Source organism: Klebsiella sp. GB_Kp047 (assembly GCF_040065235.1).
Classification (GTDB): Bacteria; Pseudomonadota; Gammaproteobacteria; order Enterobacterales; family Enterobacteriaceae; genus Klebsiella; species Klebsiella quasipneumoniae.
Window position 1 is genome coordinate 123,141 of record NZ_JBEAJG010000007.1, and the last position, 18,017, is coordinate 141,157.

An 18,017-nucleotide genomic window follows, 5' to 3' on the forward strand; every position below is an offset into this window, starting at 1 on the left:
ATGACTACTCAAGTCGCGAACCCACCGGTGCAGTCGATACGCCTGCTGTTTAGCGCCTTACTGCTGGTGATGCTGCTCTCCGCGCTGGATCAGACCATTGTCTCCACCGCGCTGCCGACGATTGTCGGCGAACTGGGGGGGCTGGACAAGCTTTCCTGGGTGGTCACCGCCTATATCCTCAGCTCGACCATCGCGGTGCCGCTGTACGGTAAATTCGGCGATCTGTTCGGTCGCAAAATCGTGCTGCAGGTGGCGATTGGGCTGTTTCTCGTCGGCTCCGCCCTCTGCGGGCTGGCGCAAAACATGACCCAGCTGGTGCTGATGCGCGGCCTGCAGGGGCTCGGCGGCGGCGGCCTGATGGTGATCAGCATGGCGGCGGTGGCCGACGTCATCCCGCCCGCCAACCGCGGCCGCTATCAGGGTCTGTTCGGCGGCGTTTTTGGCCTGGCGACGGTGATCGGCCCGCTGATCGGCGGCTTTCTGGTGCAACACGCCTCCTGGCGCTGGATCTTCTACATCAATCTGCCGCTGGGCCTCTTCGCGCTGCTGGTGATCGGCGCGGTATTCCACAGCAGCAATAAACGCAGCCAGCATCAGATTGACTGGCTGGGAGCGATTTACCTCAGCATGGCGCTGTTGTGCATCATCCTGTTTACCTCGGAAGGGGGCAGCGTCCATGCCTGGAATGACCCGCAGCTGTGGTGCATTCTGGCCTTCGGCATCGTGGGTGTCATCGGCTTTATCTACGAAGAGCGGATGGCCGCCGAGCCGATTATTCCGCTGTCGCTGTTCCGCAACCGCAGCTTCCTGCTGTGCAGCCTGATCGGCTTCGTCATCGGCATGTCGCTGTTCGGGTCGGTCACCTTCCTGCCGCTCTATCTGCAGGTGGTGAAGGAGGCGACCCCCACCGAGGCCGGGCTGCAGCTGATCCCCCTGATGGGCGGCCTGCTGCTGACCTCGGTTATCAGTGGGCGGATTATCAGCCGGACCGGTAAATATCGCCTGTTTCCGATCCTCGGCACCCTGCTTGGCGTGACCGGCATGGTGCTGCTGACCCGGATCACCATTCACTCGCCGCTGTGGCAGCTGTACCTGTTTACCGGCGTGCTGGGGGCGGGTCTGGGGCTGGTGATGCAGGTGCTGGTCCTGGCGGTGCAGAACGCGATGCCGGCGAAGCTGTACGGCGTGGCCACTTCCGGCGTGACCCTGTTCCGCTCGATCGGCGGCTCCATCGGCGTGGCGCTGTTTGGCGCGGTGTTCACACACGTACTGCAGAGCAACCTGCAAAAGCTGTTGCCGGAAGGCGCGGTACTGCCGCCGGGAATGAATCCGGTGGCGGTGCAGCACCTGCCCGCGGATATCCGCCTCGACTATCTCGACGCCTTCGGCGCGGCGATCCATGCGGCGTTCCTGATGGCGGCCGGCATTATGGCGGTGGCGTTTGTCCTCTCCTGGCTGTTAAAGGAGGCGCCGCTGAAGACCGCGACGCACTAAGCGGCCCCGGCGATGCGCAGCAGCGCCTGACGCAGCGCCGGCGCGGCAAAATCGATAAATTTGCGCAGCTTAAGCGGCGCCAGGTCCCGCGCGGTATACAGCAAATGGACCGGCGCCGGTTCCGGCTCGACGCGTTCCAGCAGCAGACGGAGCTCACCCTGTCGCAGGCCGTCCAGCGCCTGATAGTGCAGTAAGCGAGCTACGCCCACCCCCAGCCGCGCGGCATCAGCAGCGCTCTCCGGCGTGGTGACCGATAGCGCCGGCGGCAGATTAATTAGCTGGTCCTCGCGCTCAGCGGCGCGAAAGCGCCAGCCGCGATAGGGCATCGGCGATTCAATACGGATGATCGGCAGCGCCGCCAGATCGCGCGGCCGCTGCGGCTCGCCGTATTTCGCCAGCAGCGCCGGATGGGCACAGGCCACAATGCGCATCCTGCCGAGGCGGGTGGCCACCATGCTGCTGTCCGCCAGGTCGCCAATCCGCACCGCCAGATCGATATGGTCGCCCACCAGGTCGGCGTTACGATCGCTGAGCAGCAAACGGACGCGAATTTGCGGGTAACGGGCGATAAATTCAGCGATCACCGGGAGAACGTGCTGGCGTCCAAACATCGTCGGCGCAGAGATCACCAGCTCGCCTTTCGGCTCCTGATACTCGCCCGTCGCCTGGCGTTCGGCGTTTTCCACCTCCTCGAGGATCCGCCGCGCGGCGGCGACATAATCGACCCCAGCGTCGGTGAGCGTCAGTTTGCGGGTGGTCCGCGCCAGCAGGCGTACCCCCAGCGTGTTCTCCAGCTCGCCGATATGGCGGCTGACGGTGGTCAACGGCATATTCAGCGCCCGCGCCGCCGCCGACATACTCCCCAGCTCGGTCACTTTCACCAGCAGCGCCATCGCGCTTAATCGATCCATTATTCTCCCGGTTTCTGGAAAGATGATTGCCACTAAACCAGTATTATCATTTTTCGCAGTACAGTCCATGATGGCGCCAGACAACAGGAGGCGCTATGGCAGCAACCTTTCTCGATATCGCCATCACCCCGGACGTGATGGATGTGCAGCATGAAATGGGCAGCGACCAGCTGTGGCAAACGCCGCATAGCCGCCGCCAGGCCGACCGCTTCGGCGACAGCGAAGCGGGGATGATCGCCACCCGCGACAGCTTCTATCTGGCGACGGTGTCGCAGAGCGGCTGGCCCTATGTCCAGCACCGCGGCGGCCCGCCGGGGTTTCTGCATCTGCTGGATGACACCACCCTGGCGATGGCGGATTTCGGCGGTAACCGTCAGTACATCACCACCGGCAACCTGCGCGGCAGCGACCGGGCCTGCCTGTTTTTGATGGATTATCCACGCCGTGCCAGGTTGAAAATCTACGCCACCGTCGAGGTCGTGGCGGCAGAGGACCACCCGCAGCTGCTGGCGCAGGTGGCGCCGGCCAACTATCGCGCCCGCATCGAGCGCCTGTTTCTCTTTCATCTGCAGGCGTTTGACTGGAACTGCCCGCAGCACATTACGCCGCGCTACAGCGCGCAGCAGGTGGCGGAGTACAGCCAGAACCTGCAGCAACGTATTCATGACCTGGAGCAGGAGAATCAGCGCCTGCAGCAGCAATTAGCCCGCAGAGGAGAGTCAGCATGACCGAACAACGTCCCCCGTTACCGCCGTTTACCCGCGACAGCGCTATCCAGAAGGTCCGCGCCGCGGAAGATGGCTGGAACAGCCGCGATGCCGAAAAGGTCGCTCTGGCCTACACCGTGGACAGCGAATGGCGCAACCGCAGCGAGTTTGTTCATGGCAGGAGGGAAATTGTCGAATTCCTGCAGCGAAAATGGCGTAAAGAGCAGCAATATCGGCTGATTAAGGAGCTGTGGGCATGGCAGGAAAATCGTATCGCCGTGCGCTTCGCCTACGAGTGGTGCGACGACAGCGGCAACTGGTTTCGCTCGTACGGCAATGAAAACTGGGAGTTTGATCAGCACGGGCTGATGCAGACGCGCTACGCCTGCATCAACGATCTGCCGATCGCTGAAAGCGAGCGCCTGTTCCACTGGCCCCAGGGGCGTCGCCCGGACGATCATCCGGGGCTCAGCGATCTGGGGCTGTAAAACCGGCGCTGCGCGACGGATTAATCGGCTTTCGGGAAGTCGACCACCGTGTCGTTAACCCGGTTCACCATGTTGGTGAACAGGATCGCGCTGATGGCGCTGATAATCTCAATCACCTGCTGGTCACTAAAACCGGCGTTGCGTAGCGCGGCGACGTCGGCTTCCGGCAGCGTACCGGTGGTGGTGACCAGAGTCTGCGCAAATTTCACCAGCGCATCAAGCTGTGTCTCTTCCGCATACGCCCCGCGGCGCAGGGCGTGGATCTGCTCGCTGCTGAAGCCGGCTTTTTTCGCCATCAGGGTGTGCGCGGCCAGGCAGTAGTCACAGCCGGTGGCTTCACTGACTGACAGATTAATCGCCTCCAGCTGTTGGGCGCTGAGGCTGCCTTTATGGAGCATCGCATTGTGCGCCAGCGCCTGCTGCAACGCCGCCGGCGAGTGGCCGCCGATGGTCAGGTAGGCGTTTGGCACTTTGCCCATCGCTTTTTTGATCCCGGCGAAAATATCGGCGGCTTTGCCGGTGGCGTCTTGTTCACGGATATCAGCTAAACGGCTCATGGTTAACTCCTGTTGTTATCGAGGGTGTGTGTTGGCATTGGGGTCATCTTAGGCCGTTGCCGCATGCTAGACTGGCGGTCTTCGTCTCACCTTTTTGTCTTATCGTCTCAGGAGAAGCATGGACAGTCTCAGTCATCTGCTGGCGCTGCTGGCGCCGCGCTGCGAAGTGAACCTGCACTGTCGCTTCGGCGGCCGCTGGCAGGCCGGGCACCAGCAAATGCGCAGCGGCGTGGTGCCGTGGCACGTGGTGCTGCGCGGTGAGGGGCGGCTTAACGTCGGCGGCCAGACTCATCACCTGCGCGCGGGAGATGTGGTCCTCCTGCCGCACGGTTCGCCGCATCTGATGGAGAGCCTGGTGGAGTGGGGCCAGGTGCTGCCGGTAGCGCACCGGTTTAACGGCACGGTGACGGAAATGCGCGCCGGCCCGGCGGAGGGGGCGCTGGAGATGCTGTGCGGCGAATTTTATTTTGGTCCGCACGTTAGCTGGCTGTTCACTGAGGCATCGACGCTGATCCATCTCCATACCGATACGCGCGAAGACTGCCCGGAGCTGCAGCCGTTGCTTAACATACTGGTCCGCGAAAGCCTGGCGCAGCGTCCCGGCGGCAGCGCTATCGTGCGCAGCCTCGGCGATACGCTGCTGGTGCTGCTGCTGCGCATGCTGCTTGGCGAGCAGCAGCCGCCCGGCGGGCTGCTGCGTCTGATGAGCGATGAACGCCTGATGCCGGCGGTGCTGGCGGTGATGGCGACCCCGGAGCAGCCGTGGACGCTGGAAACCATGGCCGCCCGCGCCTTTCTGTCGCGGGCCACCTTTGCCCGTCATTTTGCCCGCGTTTATCACCTGACGCCGCAGGCGTGGCTGTCGCAGCTGCGAATGGCGCTGGCCGCCCGGCTGCTGCGCCTCGAGCGTCAGACCAACCTCGAGGTGATTGCCGAACGCTGCGGCTTTCAGTCGCTGGCGTCCTTCTCGAAGCGTTTCAAAATGCGCTATGGCGTGACGCCGGGCGAGTGGCGACGGGGCTAGTGCTTCGCTCTGGGGAAGATGATTTTATTTCCGGTTGCGTGGTTTGCTGTTTATTACCCCACCCGAAAGTCGCTATAGTTTTGCACGAAAAAAACAATGACAGTCAGGACGGACAGGGTGAAGAGGATGAGATTACGTTTACGTGCCGCCGCCGCGGTAATGCTGGCGGGTCTGGCGCTGGTCGGCTGCGACCAAAAGAGTAATGAAGCGAAGCACATTAAGGTCGGCGTGATTAATGGCGCTGAACAGGATGTGGCGGAAGTGGCGAAGAAGGTGGCCAAAGAGAAGTATGGTCTGGAGGTAGAGCTGGTGGGGTTCAGCGGCTCGCTGTTGCCTAACGAATCGACCAACGCCGGGGATCTGGACGCCAACGTCTTCCAGCATCGGCCTTTCCTTGAGCAGGACAACAAAGCGCATAACTACCATCTGGTGGCGGTCGGCAATACCTTCGTCTTCCCGATGGCCGGCTATTCGCGCAAGATCAAGTCAGTCGCCGAACTGAACGACGGCGCGACGATCGCCATCCCCAACGACCCGACCAATCTCGGGCGGGCGCTGCTGCTGTTGCAAAAAGAGAAGCTGATTACCCTCAAAGCCGGCACCGGCCTGCTGCCGACGGCGGTGGATATCACCGACAACCCGCATCACCTGAGAATTATGGAGCTGGAAGGGGCGCAGCTGCCGCGCGTACTCGACGATCCTAAAGTCGACGTGGCCATCATCAGCACCACCTACCTGCAGCAAACCGGGCTGTCGCCGGTTCGCGATGGCATCTTTATCGAAGATAAAAACTCGCCCTACGTGAACATCATCGTGACCCGTGAAGACAATAAAGACGCGGAAAACGTGAAGGAGTTTATGCAGTCGTACCAGTCGCCGGAGGTGGCGAAGGCGGCTGAGACTATCTTCAACGGCGGCGCGGTGCCGGGCTGGTAAGCCAACACACAGGGAGAGGCGCGTATGGTACGCCAACGGCAGGCTGACCTGCTGCTGATTGCTGCGACGGTGATTGCCGCCTGCGGCTGGATTTTTTCCCGCGAGGCGATCGCCGGCATGCCGGTATTCGCGTTCCTTGGGCTGCGCTTCTTCTTCGCCGCGCTGCTGCTGCTGCCGTTCTGCCGCGGGTTTCGCCCGCAAAAGCAGCACTGGCCAAAGCTCATCATCAGCGGGCTGTGGTTTGCGCTCAACCTCTGCCTGTGGATCTACTCGGTCTCCACGACGGCGTCGCTCGGCGAAGGGGCGTTTATTATGAGCCTGTCGATGATGTTCGTCCCGCTGACCGCGTGGGTGATGATGAAGGTGCGTCCGCCGCGGGCCTGGTGGGAGTGCCTGCCGATCGCGGTGGTGGGCCTGGGGCTGCTCAGCCTGCACATGCCGATAGCCTTCCACCCCAGCCAGGGCTGGTTTTTGCTGACGGCGCTGGTGCAGTCGATCTGGTTCTGTTACACCAGCCGCTGCGCGCGTGAAGTACCGCTGATCCCCCTGACCACCGTGCAGCTGGCGATCACTGGTATCGTCGGGTTGACCATCTCCGCTGCCGTTGAACGCTGGGACCAGCCGATGACCCTGCCGACCTTCGGCTGGCTGGTGGCCAGCATTGTCATCGCCACCAGCCTGCGCTTCGGTCTGCAGATGAAGGGGCAAAAGTACGCGGCGGTGGCCAGCGCGGCGATCATTATGGTGCTCGAACCGCTGCTGACGGTCATTGCCGCCGCGCTGTGGTACGGCGAACAGCTGCCGCTGCAGAAAATTATCGGCGGCGTGCTGATCCTCGTGGCCCAGCTGTGGTTCCGCTGGCGAATGCTTAAGCCGTAGCCTGCCCGGTGCGCGGCTGCGCCATCAATTGCAGCAGCGGCACCAGCGACAGCCCGTCCGGCATTTCGCCGCGGGCGATCAGCTGGTTTATCTCCTCAAAGGTAAACCAGCCGGTTTCCATTACCTCATCCTGATCCGCATCCATCCCCACCCAGCGTAAACCGGTAGCCAGCCAGGTGATAAACAGCTGATCGCTGCTGCCGTAGGAGGGGTTGAAGCGAATGATCTCCTCGACGCGTTGCGCCTGCCAGCCGGTCTCTTCCCGCAGCTCGCGCAGCGCGGCCACCGCCGGATCTTCCCCTTCGTCAACGCCGCCAGACGGAATGGCCCACACCACCTTGTCGATCAGGTAGCGGTAGTGGCGAATCAGCAGCACTTTGCCCTCCTGGATAGCCACAACCCCCACCGCCGGGCGGGGATAGTGAATGGCGTAAAAGTCGCGGCGCTCGCCGGGGGCGATATCAATACCCACCTTGCGCATGCTGAACCACGGCGTCTCGGCGATGACCTGCGGGTCGTGCATATCGGCGGCGGTCAGTTTTTTCTTCATCCTGCCACTCCTGTCAAAAATGGAGCCTTCAGAACAACATAGCCGGAGACGGATAGCAATCGCCGCAGGTTGGCCCGATTTCATCGATCCTTGCCCAAATGCCCCTATTGCGCCAGGCTGGTACTCAGTACGATGTTCGTCAAATCACCCCCTGAGGAACGCCGACATGAACATCACCCATATCCGTAACGCGACCCAGATTATTGACTACGCCGGGAAAAAGTTTCTGATCGATCCGATGCTGGCGGACAAAGGCGCCTGGCCGGGTTTTCCGGGCACCGCGCGCAGCGAGCTGCGCAACCCGCTGGTGGCCTTGCCTTTTTCCCGCGATAACATTATCGACGTTGACGCGGTGATCGTCACCCACACCCATGACGATCACTGGGACGAGGCGGCGATCGCCGCGATCCCGAAAACCCTGCCGGTGTTCGTCCAGCACGAGGCCGACGGTGCGCTGCTGCGCAGCCAGGGATTCCAGGATATCCGCCTGCTGACGGCAGACAGCGAATTTGCCGGCGTGCGCCTGCTGAAAACCACCTCCGGCCAGCACGGCAGCGATCGCACCTACGCGGTGCCGGCGATGGCCGAACGCCTGGGCGAGGCCTGCGGCGTGCTGTTTCGCCATCCGCAGGAGAAGACGCTGTGGCTGGTGGGGGATACCATCTGGCGTGATGAAATTGCGGCCGACCTGCTGAAGCTGCGCCCGGACGTGGTGGTCCTCAACGCCGGCTACGCCCACGTCATCGGCTTTGGCCCGATTATCATGGGCAAAGAGGATCTCCTGAACGTACACTTCACCCTGCCGGAAGCGAAAATCATGGCTATCCACCTGGAGGCGGTCAACCACTGCCTGGTGAGTCGGGAAGAGATGCGCCAGTATGCGCTGGATAATCAGATTGCCGAGGTCGTGTGTATCCCGCAGGATGGGGAAACCGTGGTTTATTAACGTGCGCAAGGGGAAGGAACGATGAAGCTCACCGACGTGGCGATTGTTGCCGTAGAGGGCTTTAGCCCGTTTCATTACGCCGTTCCCTGCATGCTGTTTGGCGATTCGGTCTCTGAAAACAAACGCTTTAATCTGCACATTTGCGCCGAGCGACCGGGGCTGCTGCGCGCCCGCGACGGCTTCGCGCTGTACGCCAGCGGCGATTACGCCGTGCTGGAACAGGCGGATATCGTGGTGGCGCCTTACTGGGGCGAGGTCGACCGGCGCCCGCCGCAGGCGCTGCTTGATAGCCTGGTGCGGGCCCGGAATAACGGCGCGGAAATCGTCGGTCTGTGCCTGGGCGCGTTCGTCCTTGGCTACGCCGGGCTGCTGGACGGGAAACGCGCGGCGACCCACTGGGAGTTTGAGCAGGATTTTCAGCGCCGGTTTCCGCAGGTGCGGCTGGATATCAACGCCCTGTACGTCGATGACCAGCGGATCATTACTTCAGCGGGCACCGCGGCGGCGCTCGACTGTTGCCTCTACATCATCCGCCAGCGTTACGGCAGCCTCGCGGCCAACCAGATCGCCCGGCGGCTGATTGTTTCGCCGCACCGCGAGGGCGGCCAGGCGCAGTTCATCGCTCAGCCGGTGCCGAAAAATACCCGCGATGCGCGAATCAACTGCCTGCTGGATTATCTGCAGCAGCATATTGCCGAGCCGCATAATCTCGATTCGCTGGCCCGGGTGGTGGCGATGAGCCGCCGCAGCCTGACCCGCCACTTCGCCCGGGCGACCGGGATGAGCATCACCGACTGGCTGACCGCCGAACGCCTGCGCCGCAGCCAGAGCCTGCTTGAGGCGGGGGATCTGCCGGTCGAGCAGGTGGCGGAGGCGGTGGGTTATCTCTCTGCCGTCACCTGGCGTCAGCAGTTTAAGGCGCGCTTTGGCGTCAGTCCGACCGAATGGCGGCGTACCTTTCGCCGCGGCGCTTAGCCGCCGAGGGTCGCGCTGTCGATCACGAAGCGGTATTTCACGTCACCCTTGACCATTCTTTCCCAGGCTTCGTTGATCTCATCGCCGCGGATCAGTTCGATATCGGCGACGATGCCGTGTTCAGCGCAGAAGTCGAGCATCTCCTGGGTTTCCGCGATCCCGCCAATCATCGACCCGGCAATCGACCGGCGACGGATGATCAGATTGAACACTTCCGGCGACGGATGCGGTGTGGCCGGCGCGCCTACCAGCGTCATCGTGCCATCGCGCTTCAGCAGCGTGGTGAAGGCATCGAGATTATGCGGCGCCGCCACGGTGTTGAGGATGAAATCGAAGCTTTTGACGTGGGCCGCCATTTCCTCTTTGTTACGCGACACCACCACTTCATCAGCGCCTAGCGCTCTGGCCGCATTACGCTTGGATTCGGAGGTGGTAAAGGCCACCACGTGGGCCCCCATGGCGTGGGCCAACTTGATTCCCATATGCCCAAGGCCGCCGATGCCGACCACGCCGACTTTTTTACCCGGCCCGGCGTGCCAGTGGCGCAGCGGCGAGTAGGTTGTGATCCCGGCGCACAGCAGCGGCGCGACGGCGGCCAGCTGCGCTTCGGGATGGGTTATCCGCAGCACGTAGTGTTCTTTGACCACGATCTGCTGTGAATAGCCGCCCAGGGTGTGGCCCGGCGCGTCCTGGGTCGGTCCGTTGTAGGTCAGCACCATATGGTCGCAGTAGTTCTCCAGCCCTTCAGCGCACTCCTCGCACTGTTGACAGCTATCGACCATGCAGCCGACGCCCACCAGATCGCCGACGGCGTAGCGCGAGACGGCCTCGCCGACCGCGGTGACCCGGCCCACAATTTCATGCCCCGGCACGCAGGGGTAGAGCGTTCCGGCCCATTCCGATCGCGCCTGGTGGAGATCGGAGTGGCAGACGCCGCAGTAGGCGATGGCGATCTGCACATCCTGCGGCCCCGGTTCGCGGCGGGTGATGGCCATTGATTCCAGCGGTTGGCTGGCGGAGTAGGTACCTATAGCGTTGATCAGCATAGCGAAACCTCTTGATTATATCGGTGTTAAAACGGGCGGACGGAGGTGAGCGTTTTTTGCGCGGTAAGGATAAGCGTAGCCTGGAGCGCCCGGGATGCGAGACGGGTAGCTCAAAGCGTTAAAACCGCTCCTCACCGGGTGAGGAGCAGACTTTTCAGGGGGCGACTGGCGTCAGATAGTCCAGGCGCAGTGGCTCGGCGAGCAGGGAATCCATCTCGCCAATAAAGGCCTGAAAGTAGGGTTGGTCGATATGCTCATCCAGCGCCTGCTGGTCACGCCAGGACTCCCGCATGTAGAAGGTATCCGGCGCGTCGCGCAGCTGGAACAGCGCGTAGTCAAGATTGCCCGGCTCTTGTCTCGTCGGCAGGAGCAGACCCTGCAGGACCTTGCGCAGCGCGTCTGTTTGGCCTGGTTTCGCCTTGAGCACGGCGAGAAGGGTTATCATCTTAAAATCCCTCCAGCACAATCTTGCCCACTGCGCGTCCGGTTTCCAGCTGGCGATGCGCTTTCTGCAGATTGTCGGCGGTGATAGCGCCGTAGTGTTCGCCGAGTGTGGTTTTGATCGTGTGGTTGTCGATCAGGGCCGCCACGCGGGTTAGCAACTGATGCTGGGCGATCATGTCATCCGTCTCAAACATTGAGCGGGTGAACATAAATTCCCAGTGCAGGGACAGGCTTTTGGCTTTCAGCGGCACCACGTCCAGGGTCTCCGGGTCATCAATCAGCGCCAGCTTGCCCTGCGGGGCGAGGGCGTCGATCAGCGCGTTGAAGTGCTGGTCGGTGTTGGTCAGGCTGGCGACATGGGTCACCGCGTTGATGCCGATGCGCGCCAGCTCGTCGGAGAGCGGCTTGCTGTGATCGATAACATGGTGCGCGCCCGCCTCGCGGACCCAGCGTTGGCTCTCCGGACGCGAGGCGGTGCCGATCACCGTCATGGCGGTCAGTTTGCTGGCCAGCTGGGTCAGGATCGACCCCACGCCGCCCGCCGCGCCGACGATCAGCAGCGTGTCGCCCGCGTTGCCGCCTTCCGTGACGCCAAGACGGTGAAACAGCAGCTCCCAGGCGGTGATAGCCGTCAGCGGCAGCGCGGCGGCGGAGGCGTTATCGAGGGTGCGCGGTTTGTGGGCCACCAGGCGCTCATCCACCAGCTGATATTCACTGTTGCTGCCGGCCCGGCCCAGGGCGCCGGCGTACCAGACCTCATCGCCTGGTGCGAACAGCGTCACTTCCTCACCGACGGACTGCACCACGCCAACGGCGTCCCAGCCCAGCACCCGCGGCGTGTCGCCCTGGAAGCCGGCGCGCACTTTGGTGTCCACCGGATTGACCGAGACCGCCTTCACGGCAACCAGCAGATCACGCCCGTGGGCGGAAGGGACCGGCAGGTCGATCTCGGTTAAAAAAGGGATATTGTCGCCGTCAGCGGCGGCTTGAGTAATGGCGATAGCTTTCATAACTGCTCCGGTCTGTGAATCGGGTGAATAAAGCGATGACGCGATAGTAGACCGGCGCCGGGAGGGGAAAAACGGGTTAACGGCAATAACAGTTATATGCAGAAAGTGAAAATCAGCCCACCTGATAGAAATCGAGCATCACCCCATCCTGAGTACGTCCGCCCGCGCAGATAAACAGCGAGGTGGTTAGCCAGCTGAGCGCGGGGGTATCCACCTCGAAGGTGGGGACGGTGCGAAAATAGATTTCTTCCGGCGGAATAGTGCTAAAAAAGCGCATATCGTCGGCGAACAGCTGGTCATGATAGCGGGCCGGCACCCGGCGAATACCGTTGTTTTCCACGTACACCGTTCCTTCCTCCACCTGCAGGGCATAGCGGGCGGATAGCCTGCACGTGCCGTCGGGCTCGATAATCTGGCTGTCGACGCCGCCGGGCAGCACGTGGCCGCGAAGTTGACCCGAAACGCTGCCGCCGAGAATCGGGATCAGCTGACGCTTGCCGGTTTGCGGACTGCGGGAAACGATTATCGGTTTATCAACCTGGATGGTAATGGAAAAACAGTGTCTCAGTTCGGGGGTCATCATGGCTCTCCTGTTTCGGTTGGCAACGGCACGCGGCCTTTGCGCCAGTGTAACGGGTTCGCAGGAGACAAAATAACGCAGAGTTTGGATGAAAATGATTGACTGGGATGATGGGTTTTGCGGCTCAGTTTGGTATGGCGTGGCGGTGGAGGAGGAGAGGCAAACTGGCGGAAGATCACAGGAGTTGAACCTGCCCGGGACCGCTGGCGGCCCCAACTGGATTTGAAGTCCAGCCACCTCACCGGAGATGACGATCTTCCGCGCCTCGATTGCTACATGGAGGCGGGGCGCATTATAGCTACTTTCAGCCGTTTACCACATACCTGAACGCACTTTTTTACTGTTAAAACTGGACTTTGCAGAACAGTCTGAAACAAATCCGTTCAAAATCCATGGGTTACACTTTTTCATACGCTTTCAGGCTACCGCGATCACAGAAAACAAGAAACGTAATCTGATAACGAGATATCGCAATTCATCTTCCTGCGGCAAAGGTTTACAAGAAATGTAACCGGTACCAATCCGTGGCGCCGCTAAGGGAATTGTGCCCATATGAAAGATCATATTTTGTCCGTCAAAGAGAAAATTGGCTACGGCATGGGTGACGCCGCCAGCCACATCATTTTTGATAACGTTATGTTGTATATGATGTTTTTCTACACCGATATCTTCGGCATCCCCGCTGGTTTTGTCGGCACCATGTTCCTGCTGGCGCGCGCGCTGGATGCGATCTCCGACCCGTGCATGGGCCTGCTGGCCGACCGTACCCGCAGCCGCTGGGGTAAATTTCGCCCGTGGATCCTCTTCGGCGCCATTCCGTTCGGCCTCGTCTGCGTACTGGCCTACAGCTCGCCGGACTTAAGCCACCACGGCAAGCTGATTTACGCTGCGGTAACCTACACGCTACTGACCCTGCTCTACACCGTGGTGAATATCCCTTACTGCGCGCTCGGCGGCGTGATCACCGACAACCCGACACAGCGCATCTCCCTGCAGTCCTGGCGCTTTGTGCTGGCAACAGCAGGCGGCATGCTCTCCACCGTGCTGATGATGCCGCTGGTCAACGTTATCGGCGGAGATGACAAAGCGCTTGGCTTCCAGGGCGGCATCGCGGTGCTGTCGGCGATCGCCTTCCTGATGCTGGCCTTCTGCTTTTTTACCACCAAAGAGCGTGTCGAAGCGCCGCCGAGCAGCACCTCGATGCGCGAAGATTTGCGCGATATCTGGCGCAATGACCAGTGGCGAGTGGTTGGCGTGCTCACCATCCTCAATATCCTCGCGGTCTGCGTTCGCGGCGGCGCGATGATGTACTACACCACCTGGATCATGGGCTCGGCGGCGCTGTTCACCGTCTTCCTCACCACCTACTGCGTCGGCAACCTGATTGGCTCGGCGCTGGCGAAACCGCTGACCGACTGGAAATGCAAAGTCAGCGTCTTCTGGTGGACCAACGCCCTCCTGGCGGTGCTCAGCGTGGCGATGTTTTTCGTACCGATGAATGCCGAAATCACCATGTTCGTCTTTATCTTCGCCATTGGCGTACTGCACCAGCTGGTGACGCCAATCCAGTGGGTGATGATGTCCGACACCGTCGACTACGGCGAATGGTGCAACGGCAAACGCCTGACCGGCATCAGCTTTGCCGGCACCCTGTTTGTGCTCAAGCTGGGCCTGGCGCTGGGCGGCGCGCTCATCGGCTGGATGCTGGCCGGCGGCGGTTACGACGCCGCAGCCAAAACCCAGAACGGCGCCACTCTCACCATTATTATCGCCTTGTTCACCCTCGTTCCAGCGGTGTGCTACCTGCTGAGCGCGGCGATCGCCAAACGCTACTACACGCTGAAAACGCCGTTCCTGAAAAAAATGATGGCCGAGCTGGCCGAGGGCGCGCGTCGTAATGAACAAGATTTCGCAACAGCCCCGATCGACAAAGAATGGCAAAACTAAGAGGACGTTTTAATGAAAATCAGTGATGGAAACTGGCTCATTCAACCAGGGCTCACCCTGATCCAACCCGTACAGGTTTATGAGGTGGAGCAGCAGGGGAATGAAATGGTGGTCTATGCCGCGCCGCGCGATGTCCGCGAACGCGCCTGGCAGCTGGATACGCCGTTATTCACCCTGCGCTTTTTCTCCCCGCTGGAAGGGGTGATCGGGGTGCGTATGGAGCACTTCCAGGGCGCGCTGGATAACGGTCCGCACTACCCGCTGAACGTGCAGAACGACGTCAATGTCACCATAGAGGATACGGCCGAATTCGCCGAGCTGAAAAGCGGTAGCCTTAGCGTGCGCGTTACTAAAGGCGAATTCTGGGCGCTGGATTTTCTGCGCGACGGCGTGCGTATCACCGGTAGTCAGCTGAAAAACAACGGCTACGTGCAGGATAGTCAGACCCAGCGCAATTATCTGTTTGAGCGCCTCGACCTCGGTGTCGGCGAAACCGTCTACGGTCTCGGCGAGCGCTTTACCGCCCTGGTGCGCAACGGCCAGACGGTAGAAACCTGGAACGAAGACGGCGGCACCAGCACCGAGCAATCCTATAAAAACATTCCGTTCTACCTGACCAACCGCGGCTACGGCGTGCTGGTCAATCACCCGCAGCGCGTCTCCTTCGAGGTGGGCTCAGAGAAGGTCTCGAAAGTCCAGTTTAGCGTGGAAGGCGAATACCTTGAGTACTTCGTGATCGATGGCCCGACGCCGAAAGCGGTGCTCAACCGCTATACGCAGCTCACCGGTCGCCCGGCGCTGCCGCCGGCATGGTCGTTTGGTCTGTGGCTGACCACCTCGTTCACCACCGACTATGACGAAGCGACGGTGAACCGCTTTATCGACGGCATGGCCGAGCGCCAGCTGCCGCTGCACGTCTTCCATTTCGACTGTTTCTGGATGAAGGCCTTCCAGTGGTGCGATTTCGAATGGGATCCGCTGACTTTCCCGGACCCGGAAGGGATGATCAAGCGCCTGAAGGCGAAAGGGCTGAAGATCTGCGTGTGGATCAATCCGTATATCGGCCAGCGCTCGCCGGTGTTCAAGGAGCTGAGAGAGAAGGGCTATCTGCTGAAGCGCCCGGACGGTTCGCTGTGGCAGTGGGATAAGTGGCAGCCTGGGCTGGCGATATATGACTTCACCAACCCGGAAGCCTGTCAGTGGTACGCCGACAAACTCAAAGGCCTGGTGGCGATGGGCGTCGACTGCTTCAAGACCGACTTCGGCGAACGCATCCCGACCGATGTGCAGTGGTTTGATGGTTCTGACCCGCAGAAAATGCACAACCATTACGCCTTCATCTATAACGAACTGGTGTGGAACGTGCTGAAAGAGACCGTCGGCGAGAAAGAAGCGGTGCTGTTCGCTCGCTCCGCCTCGGTGGGCGCACAGCAGTTCCCGGTGCACTGGGGCGGCGACTGCTACGCCAATTACGAATCGATGGCGGAAAGCCTGCGCGGCGGGTTGTCGATCGGCATGTCTGGCTTCGGTTTCTGGAGCCACGATATCGGCGGTTTCGAGAATACCGCCCCGGCCCACGTCTACAAGCGCTGGTGCGCCTTCGGCCTGCTTTCCAGCCACAGCCGCCTGCACGGCAGTAAATCCTATCGTGTGCCATGGGCCTACGACGAAGAGTCCTGCGACGTGGTGCGCCACTTCACGCAGCTGAAATGCCGCATGATGCCCTATCTCTATCGTCAGGCGGCATTGGCCAATGAGTACGGCACCCCGATGCTGCGCGCGATGATGCTCGAGTTCCCGGACGATCCGACCTGCGACTATCTCGACCGCCAGTATATGCTGGGTGATTCAGTGCTGGTCGCGCCGGTGTTCTCCGAAGCGGGCGATGTGCAGTTTTATCTGCCGGAAGGGCGCTGGACGCATCTGTGGCATAACGATGAATTGCCGGGTAGCCGCTGGCATAAGCAGAATCATAATGCGCTGAGTCTGCCGGTCTACATTCGCGACAATACTCTGCTGGCGCTGGGCAACAATGACCAGAAACCCGATTATGCCTGGCATGAAGGCACCGCCTTCCAGCTGTTCCACCTCGAAGAGGGGCGCGAGGCGCGCTGTCAGGTTCCGGCGGCGGACGGTTCCACGATCTTCACCCTGAAGGCGAAGCGCCAGGGCAACACCATCGCCGTGAGCGGCGAAGGCGAAGCCCGCGGCTGGACGCTGTGCCTGCGCAATATCCAGCAGATAGCCGGCGTTCAGGGCGGCACGCAGACCGGCAGCGAATGGGGTGTGGTGGTGAGCGCCCAGGGCAATACGCTGACGATTACGTTGTAAAAGACTGCGTTAACGGCAGAGACCCTCTTCGCCTGGCGGAGAGGGTTTTTTATTCCATTTTTGTACAAAAAGTAATATTCATTTCAGTCTGGTGACTCAGGCCGCAGACGCCGTTGCTGAACGGTGATAGCGTATTCTGCCGCTGAGAGGAGCCCGCCATGGACGTAGAAAATATCTTTCGTGACGTGAAGCTAAGCAAAACGGAAATGACCGTGCTGCGCTTTATCCAGAACGACCCGGAGCAGTGTATCCGCCAGGGGGTCCGCGCCGTGGCGGAGCAGTGCTACAGTAATCCCTCCTCGCTGGTACGGCTGGCGAAAAAGCTTAAGTTCAGCGGCTGGCTGGAGCTGGTCTATTTCATCAAGTTCAATATCACCATGCCGAAGCTCGATGTCACCAACGATATCGACTATATGAGCATTCAGCCGGCGGAGGCGCTGACGCCACTGCTGGCAAGCCTCGCGCAGCAGCGCGTCCTGATCCACGGCAGCGGCTTTTCGCAGCTGATCGCCCAGTATATTTATAACAAGTTTCTCGTCACTGGGGTGAATGCCAGCCTGGCGCTGTGGCCGGATTACGAAATTCTTGAACAGAAAAACGCCGCTCGCTTCGACTCCATCTGGATCATTTCGAAATCCGGGCGCAGCAGCTCAGCGCTTAACTGGGTGAAGGCCCTGGAGGGGAAGGAGATTAATCTGGTCTGCTTTACCGGTGATTATCAGAGCCCGCTGGCGCAGGCTGCAGATACGGCGTTTATTATTCACGACCCGCAGAAGTTTGACGATGATATTTACTGGAGCAACCCGTTTTTCGGCTACTGCATCTTAGGCTTTGAGCGGCTACTGAAGATGTGGTTTACCCGCGTACGGAGCAATAGCTAGACCCGCTAAGCGCGGTGCGAGCGGGGGAGTTCCCGGATGGCGGCTGGCGCCTTATCCGGGCTACCGGGTGATGCGGCTATTTGTCGGGTGGCGGCTTACGCTTGAACCGACCTACATAAAATCATAACCGCTCCGTTCGTAGCCCCGCTAAGCGCGGTGCGAGCGGGGGAGTTCCCGGATGGCGGCTGGCGCCTTATCCGGGCTACCGGGTGATGCAGCTATTTGTCGGGTGGCGGCTTACGCCTGACCCGACCTACATAAAATCATAACCGCTCCGTTCGTAGCCCCGCTAAGCGCGGTGCGAGCGGGGG

18 protein-coding genes and 1 tRNA gene are annotated in these 18,017 nt (G+C 60.9%); 11 read left to right on the forward strand and 8 right to left on the reverse strand.

Features of this window, described 5'->3' with window-relative positions:
* Window positions 1–1,494, forward strand: a complete 1,494-nt coding sequence (locus ABLV76_RS05740) for an MDR family MFS transporter (RefSeq protein ID WP_023319361.1) — start codon at window positions 1–3, stop codon at window positions 1,492–1,494.
* Here the strand turns inward: ABLV76_RS05740 and ABLV76_RS05745 are convergent.
* A complete protein-coding gene (locus ABLV76_RS05745; protein WP_048326075.1) occupies window positions 1,491–2,405 on the reverse strand; it encodes a LysR substrate-binding domain-containing protein in 915 nt (304 codons plus the stop codon). The two genes, ABLV76_RS05740 and ABLV76_RS05745, sit on opposite strands and share 4 nt — an antisense overlap.
* A gap of 95 nt (window positions 2,406–2,500) precedes the next feature.
* Between ABLV76_RS05745 and ABLV76_RS05750 the strand changes: the two genes are divergently transcribed.
* A complete protein-coding gene (locus ABLV76_RS05750) occupies window positions 2,501–3,133 on the forward strand; it encodes a pyridoxamine 5'-phosphate oxidase family protein (RefSeq protein WP_023319359.1) in 633 nt (210 codons plus the stop codon).
* The gene (locus ABLV76_RS05755) at window positions 3,130–3,600 is read left to right on the forward strand and encodes a nuclear transport factor 2 family protein (RefSeq protein ID WP_032456743.1); all 471 of its coding nucleotides are present in this window, start codon (window positions 3,130–3,132) and stop codon (window positions 3,598–3,600) included. The genes ABLV76_RS05750 and ABLV76_RS05755 overlap by 4 nt, the downstream gene beginning before the upstream one ends.
* A gap of 20 nt (window positions 3,601–3,620) precedes the next feature.
* Here the strand turns inward: ABLV76_RS05755 and ABLV76_RS05760 are convergent, their stop codons facing one another.
* Window positions 3,621–4,157: a peroxidase-related enzyme gene (locus tag ABLV76_RS05760; RefSeq protein WP_004205112.1), complete on the reverse strand. Its 537-nt coding sequence runs from the start codon at window positions 4,155–4,157 to the stop codon at window positions 3,621–3,623.
* A 118-nt stretch (window positions 4,158–4,275) separates the two neighbouring features.
* Between ABLV76_RS05760 and ABLV76_RS05765 the strand changes: the two genes are divergently transcribed.
* From ABLV76_RS05765 to ABLV76_RS05775, 3 genes are all read left to right on the forward strand, one after another.
* Window positions 4,276–5,181, forward strand: coding sequence for an AraC family transcriptional regulator (locus tag ABLV76_RS05765; RefSeq protein ID WP_017900756.1), 906 nt, complete (start codon window positions 4,276–4,278; stop codon window positions 5,179–5,181).
* A 126-nt stretch (window positions 5,182–5,307) separates the two neighbouring features.
* Window positions 5,308–6,117, forward strand: a complete 810-nt coding sequence (nlpA, locus tag ABLV76_RS05770) for a lipoprotein NlpA (RefSeq protein WP_048293920.1) — start codon at window positions 5,308–5,310, stop codon at window positions 6,115–6,117.
* 24 nt (window positions 6,118–6,141) lie between these two features.
* Window positions 6,142–6,996, forward strand: a complete 855-nt coding sequence (locus tag ABLV76_RS05775; protein ID WP_004205109.1) for a DMT family transporter — start codon at window positions 6,142–6,144, stop codon at window positions 6,994–6,996.
* Here ABLV76_RS05775 and ABLV76_RS05780 read toward each other — a convergent pair.
* Window positions 6,986–7,546: an NUDIX hydrolase gene (locus ABLV76_RS05780; protein ID WP_048326072.1), complete on the reverse strand. Its 561-nt coding sequence runs from the start codon at window positions 7,544–7,546 to the stop codon at window positions 6,986–6,988. The two genes, ABLV76_RS05775 and ABLV76_RS05780, sit on opposite strands and share 11 nt — an antisense overlap.
* A 166-nt stretch (window positions 7,547–7,712) precedes the next feature.
* Here ABLV76_RS05780 and ABLV76_RS05785 point away from each other — a divergent pair, with 166 nt between their 5' ends.
* Entirely contained in the window at window positions 7,713–8,492 is a 780-nt protein-coding gene (locus tag ABLV76_RS05785) for an MBL fold metallo-hydrolase (RefSeq protein WP_004205106.1), read from the forward strand.
* Between the two features lie 21 nt (window positions 8,493–8,513).
* Window positions 8,514–9,467 (forward strand): helix-turn-helix domain-containing protein, encoded by a 954-nt coding sequence (locus tag ABLV76_RS05790; protein WP_348878220.1) that lies wholly within the window; start codon window positions 8,514–8,516, stop codon window positions 9,465–9,467.
* Here ABLV76_RS05790 and ABLV76_RS05795 read toward each other — a convergent pair.
* The 5 genes from ABLV76_RS05795 to ABLV76_RS05815 form a co-directional block, all read right to left on the reverse strand.
* Window positions 9,464–10,513, reverse strand: coding sequence for an NAD(P)-dependent alcohol dehydrogenase (locus ABLV76_RS05795; RefSeq protein WP_348878221.1), 1,050 nt, complete (start codon window positions 10,511–10,513; stop codon window positions 9,464–9,466). The genes ABLV76_RS05790 and ABLV76_RS05795 overlap by 4 nt on opposite strands.
* Before the next feature lie 154 nt (window positions 10,514–10,667).
* Complete coding sequence (locus tag ABLV76_RS05800; protein ID WP_004205103.1) at window positions 10,668–10,958, reverse strand: putative quinol monooxygenase; 291 nt, start codon at window positions 10,956–10,958, stop codon at window positions 10,668–10,670.
* Window position 10,959: 1 nt separating this feature from the next.
* Window positions 10,960–11,967, reverse strand: coding sequence for a zinc-binding alcohol dehydrogenase family protein (locus ABLV76_RS05805; protein WP_004205102.1), 1,008 nt, complete (start codon window positions 11,965–11,967; stop codon window positions 10,960–10,962).
* A 112-nt stretch (window positions 11,968–12,079) separates the two neighbouring features.
* Window positions 12,080–12,547: a DUF3237 domain-containing protein gene (locus ABLV76_RS05810; RefSeq protein WP_004205101.1), complete on the reverse strand. Its 468-nt coding sequence runs from the start codon at window positions 12,545–12,547 to the stop codon at window positions 12,080–12,082.
* A 165-nt stretch (window positions 12,548–12,712) separates the two neighbouring features.
* Window positions 12,713–12,807, reverse strand: a tRNA-Sec gene (locus tag ABLV76_RS05815).
* Window positions 12,808–13,099: 292 nt separating this feature from the next.
* On the opposite strand from ABLV76_RS05815, the gene ABLV76_RS05820 reads away from it, so the two are divergent.
* The 3 genes from ABLV76_RS05820 to ABLV76_RS05830 all read left to right on the forward strand — a co-directional run bounded on the left by ABLV76_RS05820 (window position 13,100) and on the right by ABLV76_RS05830 (window position 17,706).
* Window positions 13,100–14,494, forward strand: coding sequence for a glycoside-pentoside-hexuronide family transporter (locus tag ABLV76_RS05820; protein WP_053809854.1), 1,395 nt, complete (start codon window positions 13,100–13,102; stop codon window positions 14,492–14,494).
* 12 nt (window positions 14,495–14,506) lie between these two features.
* Entirely contained in the window at window positions 14,507–16,825 is a 2,319-nt protein-coding gene (gene yicI, locus ABLV76_RS05825) for an alpha-xylosidase (protein WP_348878222.1), read from the forward strand.
* 158 nt (window positions 16,826–16,983) lie between these two features.
* Window positions 16,984–17,706, forward strand: coding sequence for an SIS domain-containing protein (locus ABLV76_RS05830; protein WP_004205097.1), 723 nt, complete (start codon window positions 16,984–16,986; stop codon window positions 17,704–17,706).
* The last annotated feature ends 311 nt before the right edge of the window (window positions 17,707–18,017 follow it).

Coding starts and splice junctions, on each gene's coding strand:
- ABLV76_RS05740 (WP_023319361.1), top strand. CDS start 1: ATGACTACTCAAGTCGCGAACCCACCGGTGCAGTCGATACGCCTGCTG.
- ABLV76_RS05745 (WP_048326075.1), bottom strand. CDS start 2,405: ATGGATCGATTAAGCGCGATGGCGCTGCTGGTGAAAGTGACCGAGCTG.
- ABLV76_RS05750 (WP_023319359.1), top strand. CDS start 2,501: ATGGCAGCAACCTTTCTCGATATCGCCATCACCCCGGACGTGATGGAT.
- ABLV76_RS05755 (WP_032456743.1), top strand. CDS start 3,130: ATGACCGAACAACGTCCCCCGTTACCGCCGTTTACCCGCGACAGCGCT.
- ABLV76_RS05760 (WP_004205112.1), bottom strand. CDS start 4,157: ATGAGCCGTTTAGCTGATATCCGTGAACAAGACGCCACCGGCAAAGCC.
- ABLV76_RS05765 (WP_017900756.1), top strand. CDS start 4,276: ATGGACAGTCTCAGTCATCTGCTGGCGCTGCTGGCGCCGCGCTGCGAA.
- nlpA (WP_048293920.1), top strand. CDS start 5,308: ATGAGATTACGTTTACGTGCCGCCGCCGCGGTAATGCTGGCGGGTCTG.
- ABLV76_RS05775 (WP_004205109.1), top strand. CDS start 6,142: ATGGTACGCCAACGGCAGGCTGACCTGCTGCTGATTGCTGCGACGGTG.
- ABLV76_RS05780 (WP_048326072.1), bottom strand. CDS start 7,546: ATGAAGAAAAAACTGACCGCCGCCGATATGCACGACCCGCAGGTCATC.
- ABLV76_RS05785 (WP_004205106.1), top strand. CDS start 7,713: ATGAACATCACCCATATCCGTAACGCGACCCAGATTATTGACTACGCC.
- ABLV76_RS05790 (WP_348878220.1), top strand. CDS start 8,514: ATGAAGCTCACCGACGTGGCGATTGTTGCCGTAGAGGGCTTTAGCCCG.
- ABLV76_RS05795 (WP_348878221.1), bottom strand. CDS start 10,513: ATGCTGATCAACGCTATAGGTACCTACTCCGCCAGCCAACCGCTGGAA.
- ABLV76_RS05800 (WP_004205103.1), bottom strand. CDS start 10,958: ATGATAACCCTTCTCGCCGTGCTCAAGGCGAAACCAGGCCAAACAGAC.
- ABLV76_RS05805 (WP_004205102.1), bottom strand. CDS start 11,967: ATGAAAGCTATCGCCATTACTCAAGCCGCCGCTGACGGCGACAATATC.
- ABLV76_RS05810 (WP_004205101.1), bottom strand. CDS start 12,547: ATGACCCCCGAACTGAGACACTGTTTTTCCATTACCATCCAGGTTGAT.
- ABLV76_RS05820 (WP_053809854.1), top strand. CDS start 13,100: ATGAAAGATCATATTTTGTCCGTCAAAGAGAAAATTGGCTACGGCATG.
- yicI (WP_348878222.1), top strand. CDS start 14,507: ATGAAAATCAGTGATGGAAACTGGCTCATTCAACCAGGGCTCACCCTG.
- ABLV76_RS05830 (WP_004205097.1), top strand. CDS start 16,984: ATGGACGTAGAAAATATCTTTCGTGACGTGAAGCTAAGCAAAACGGAA.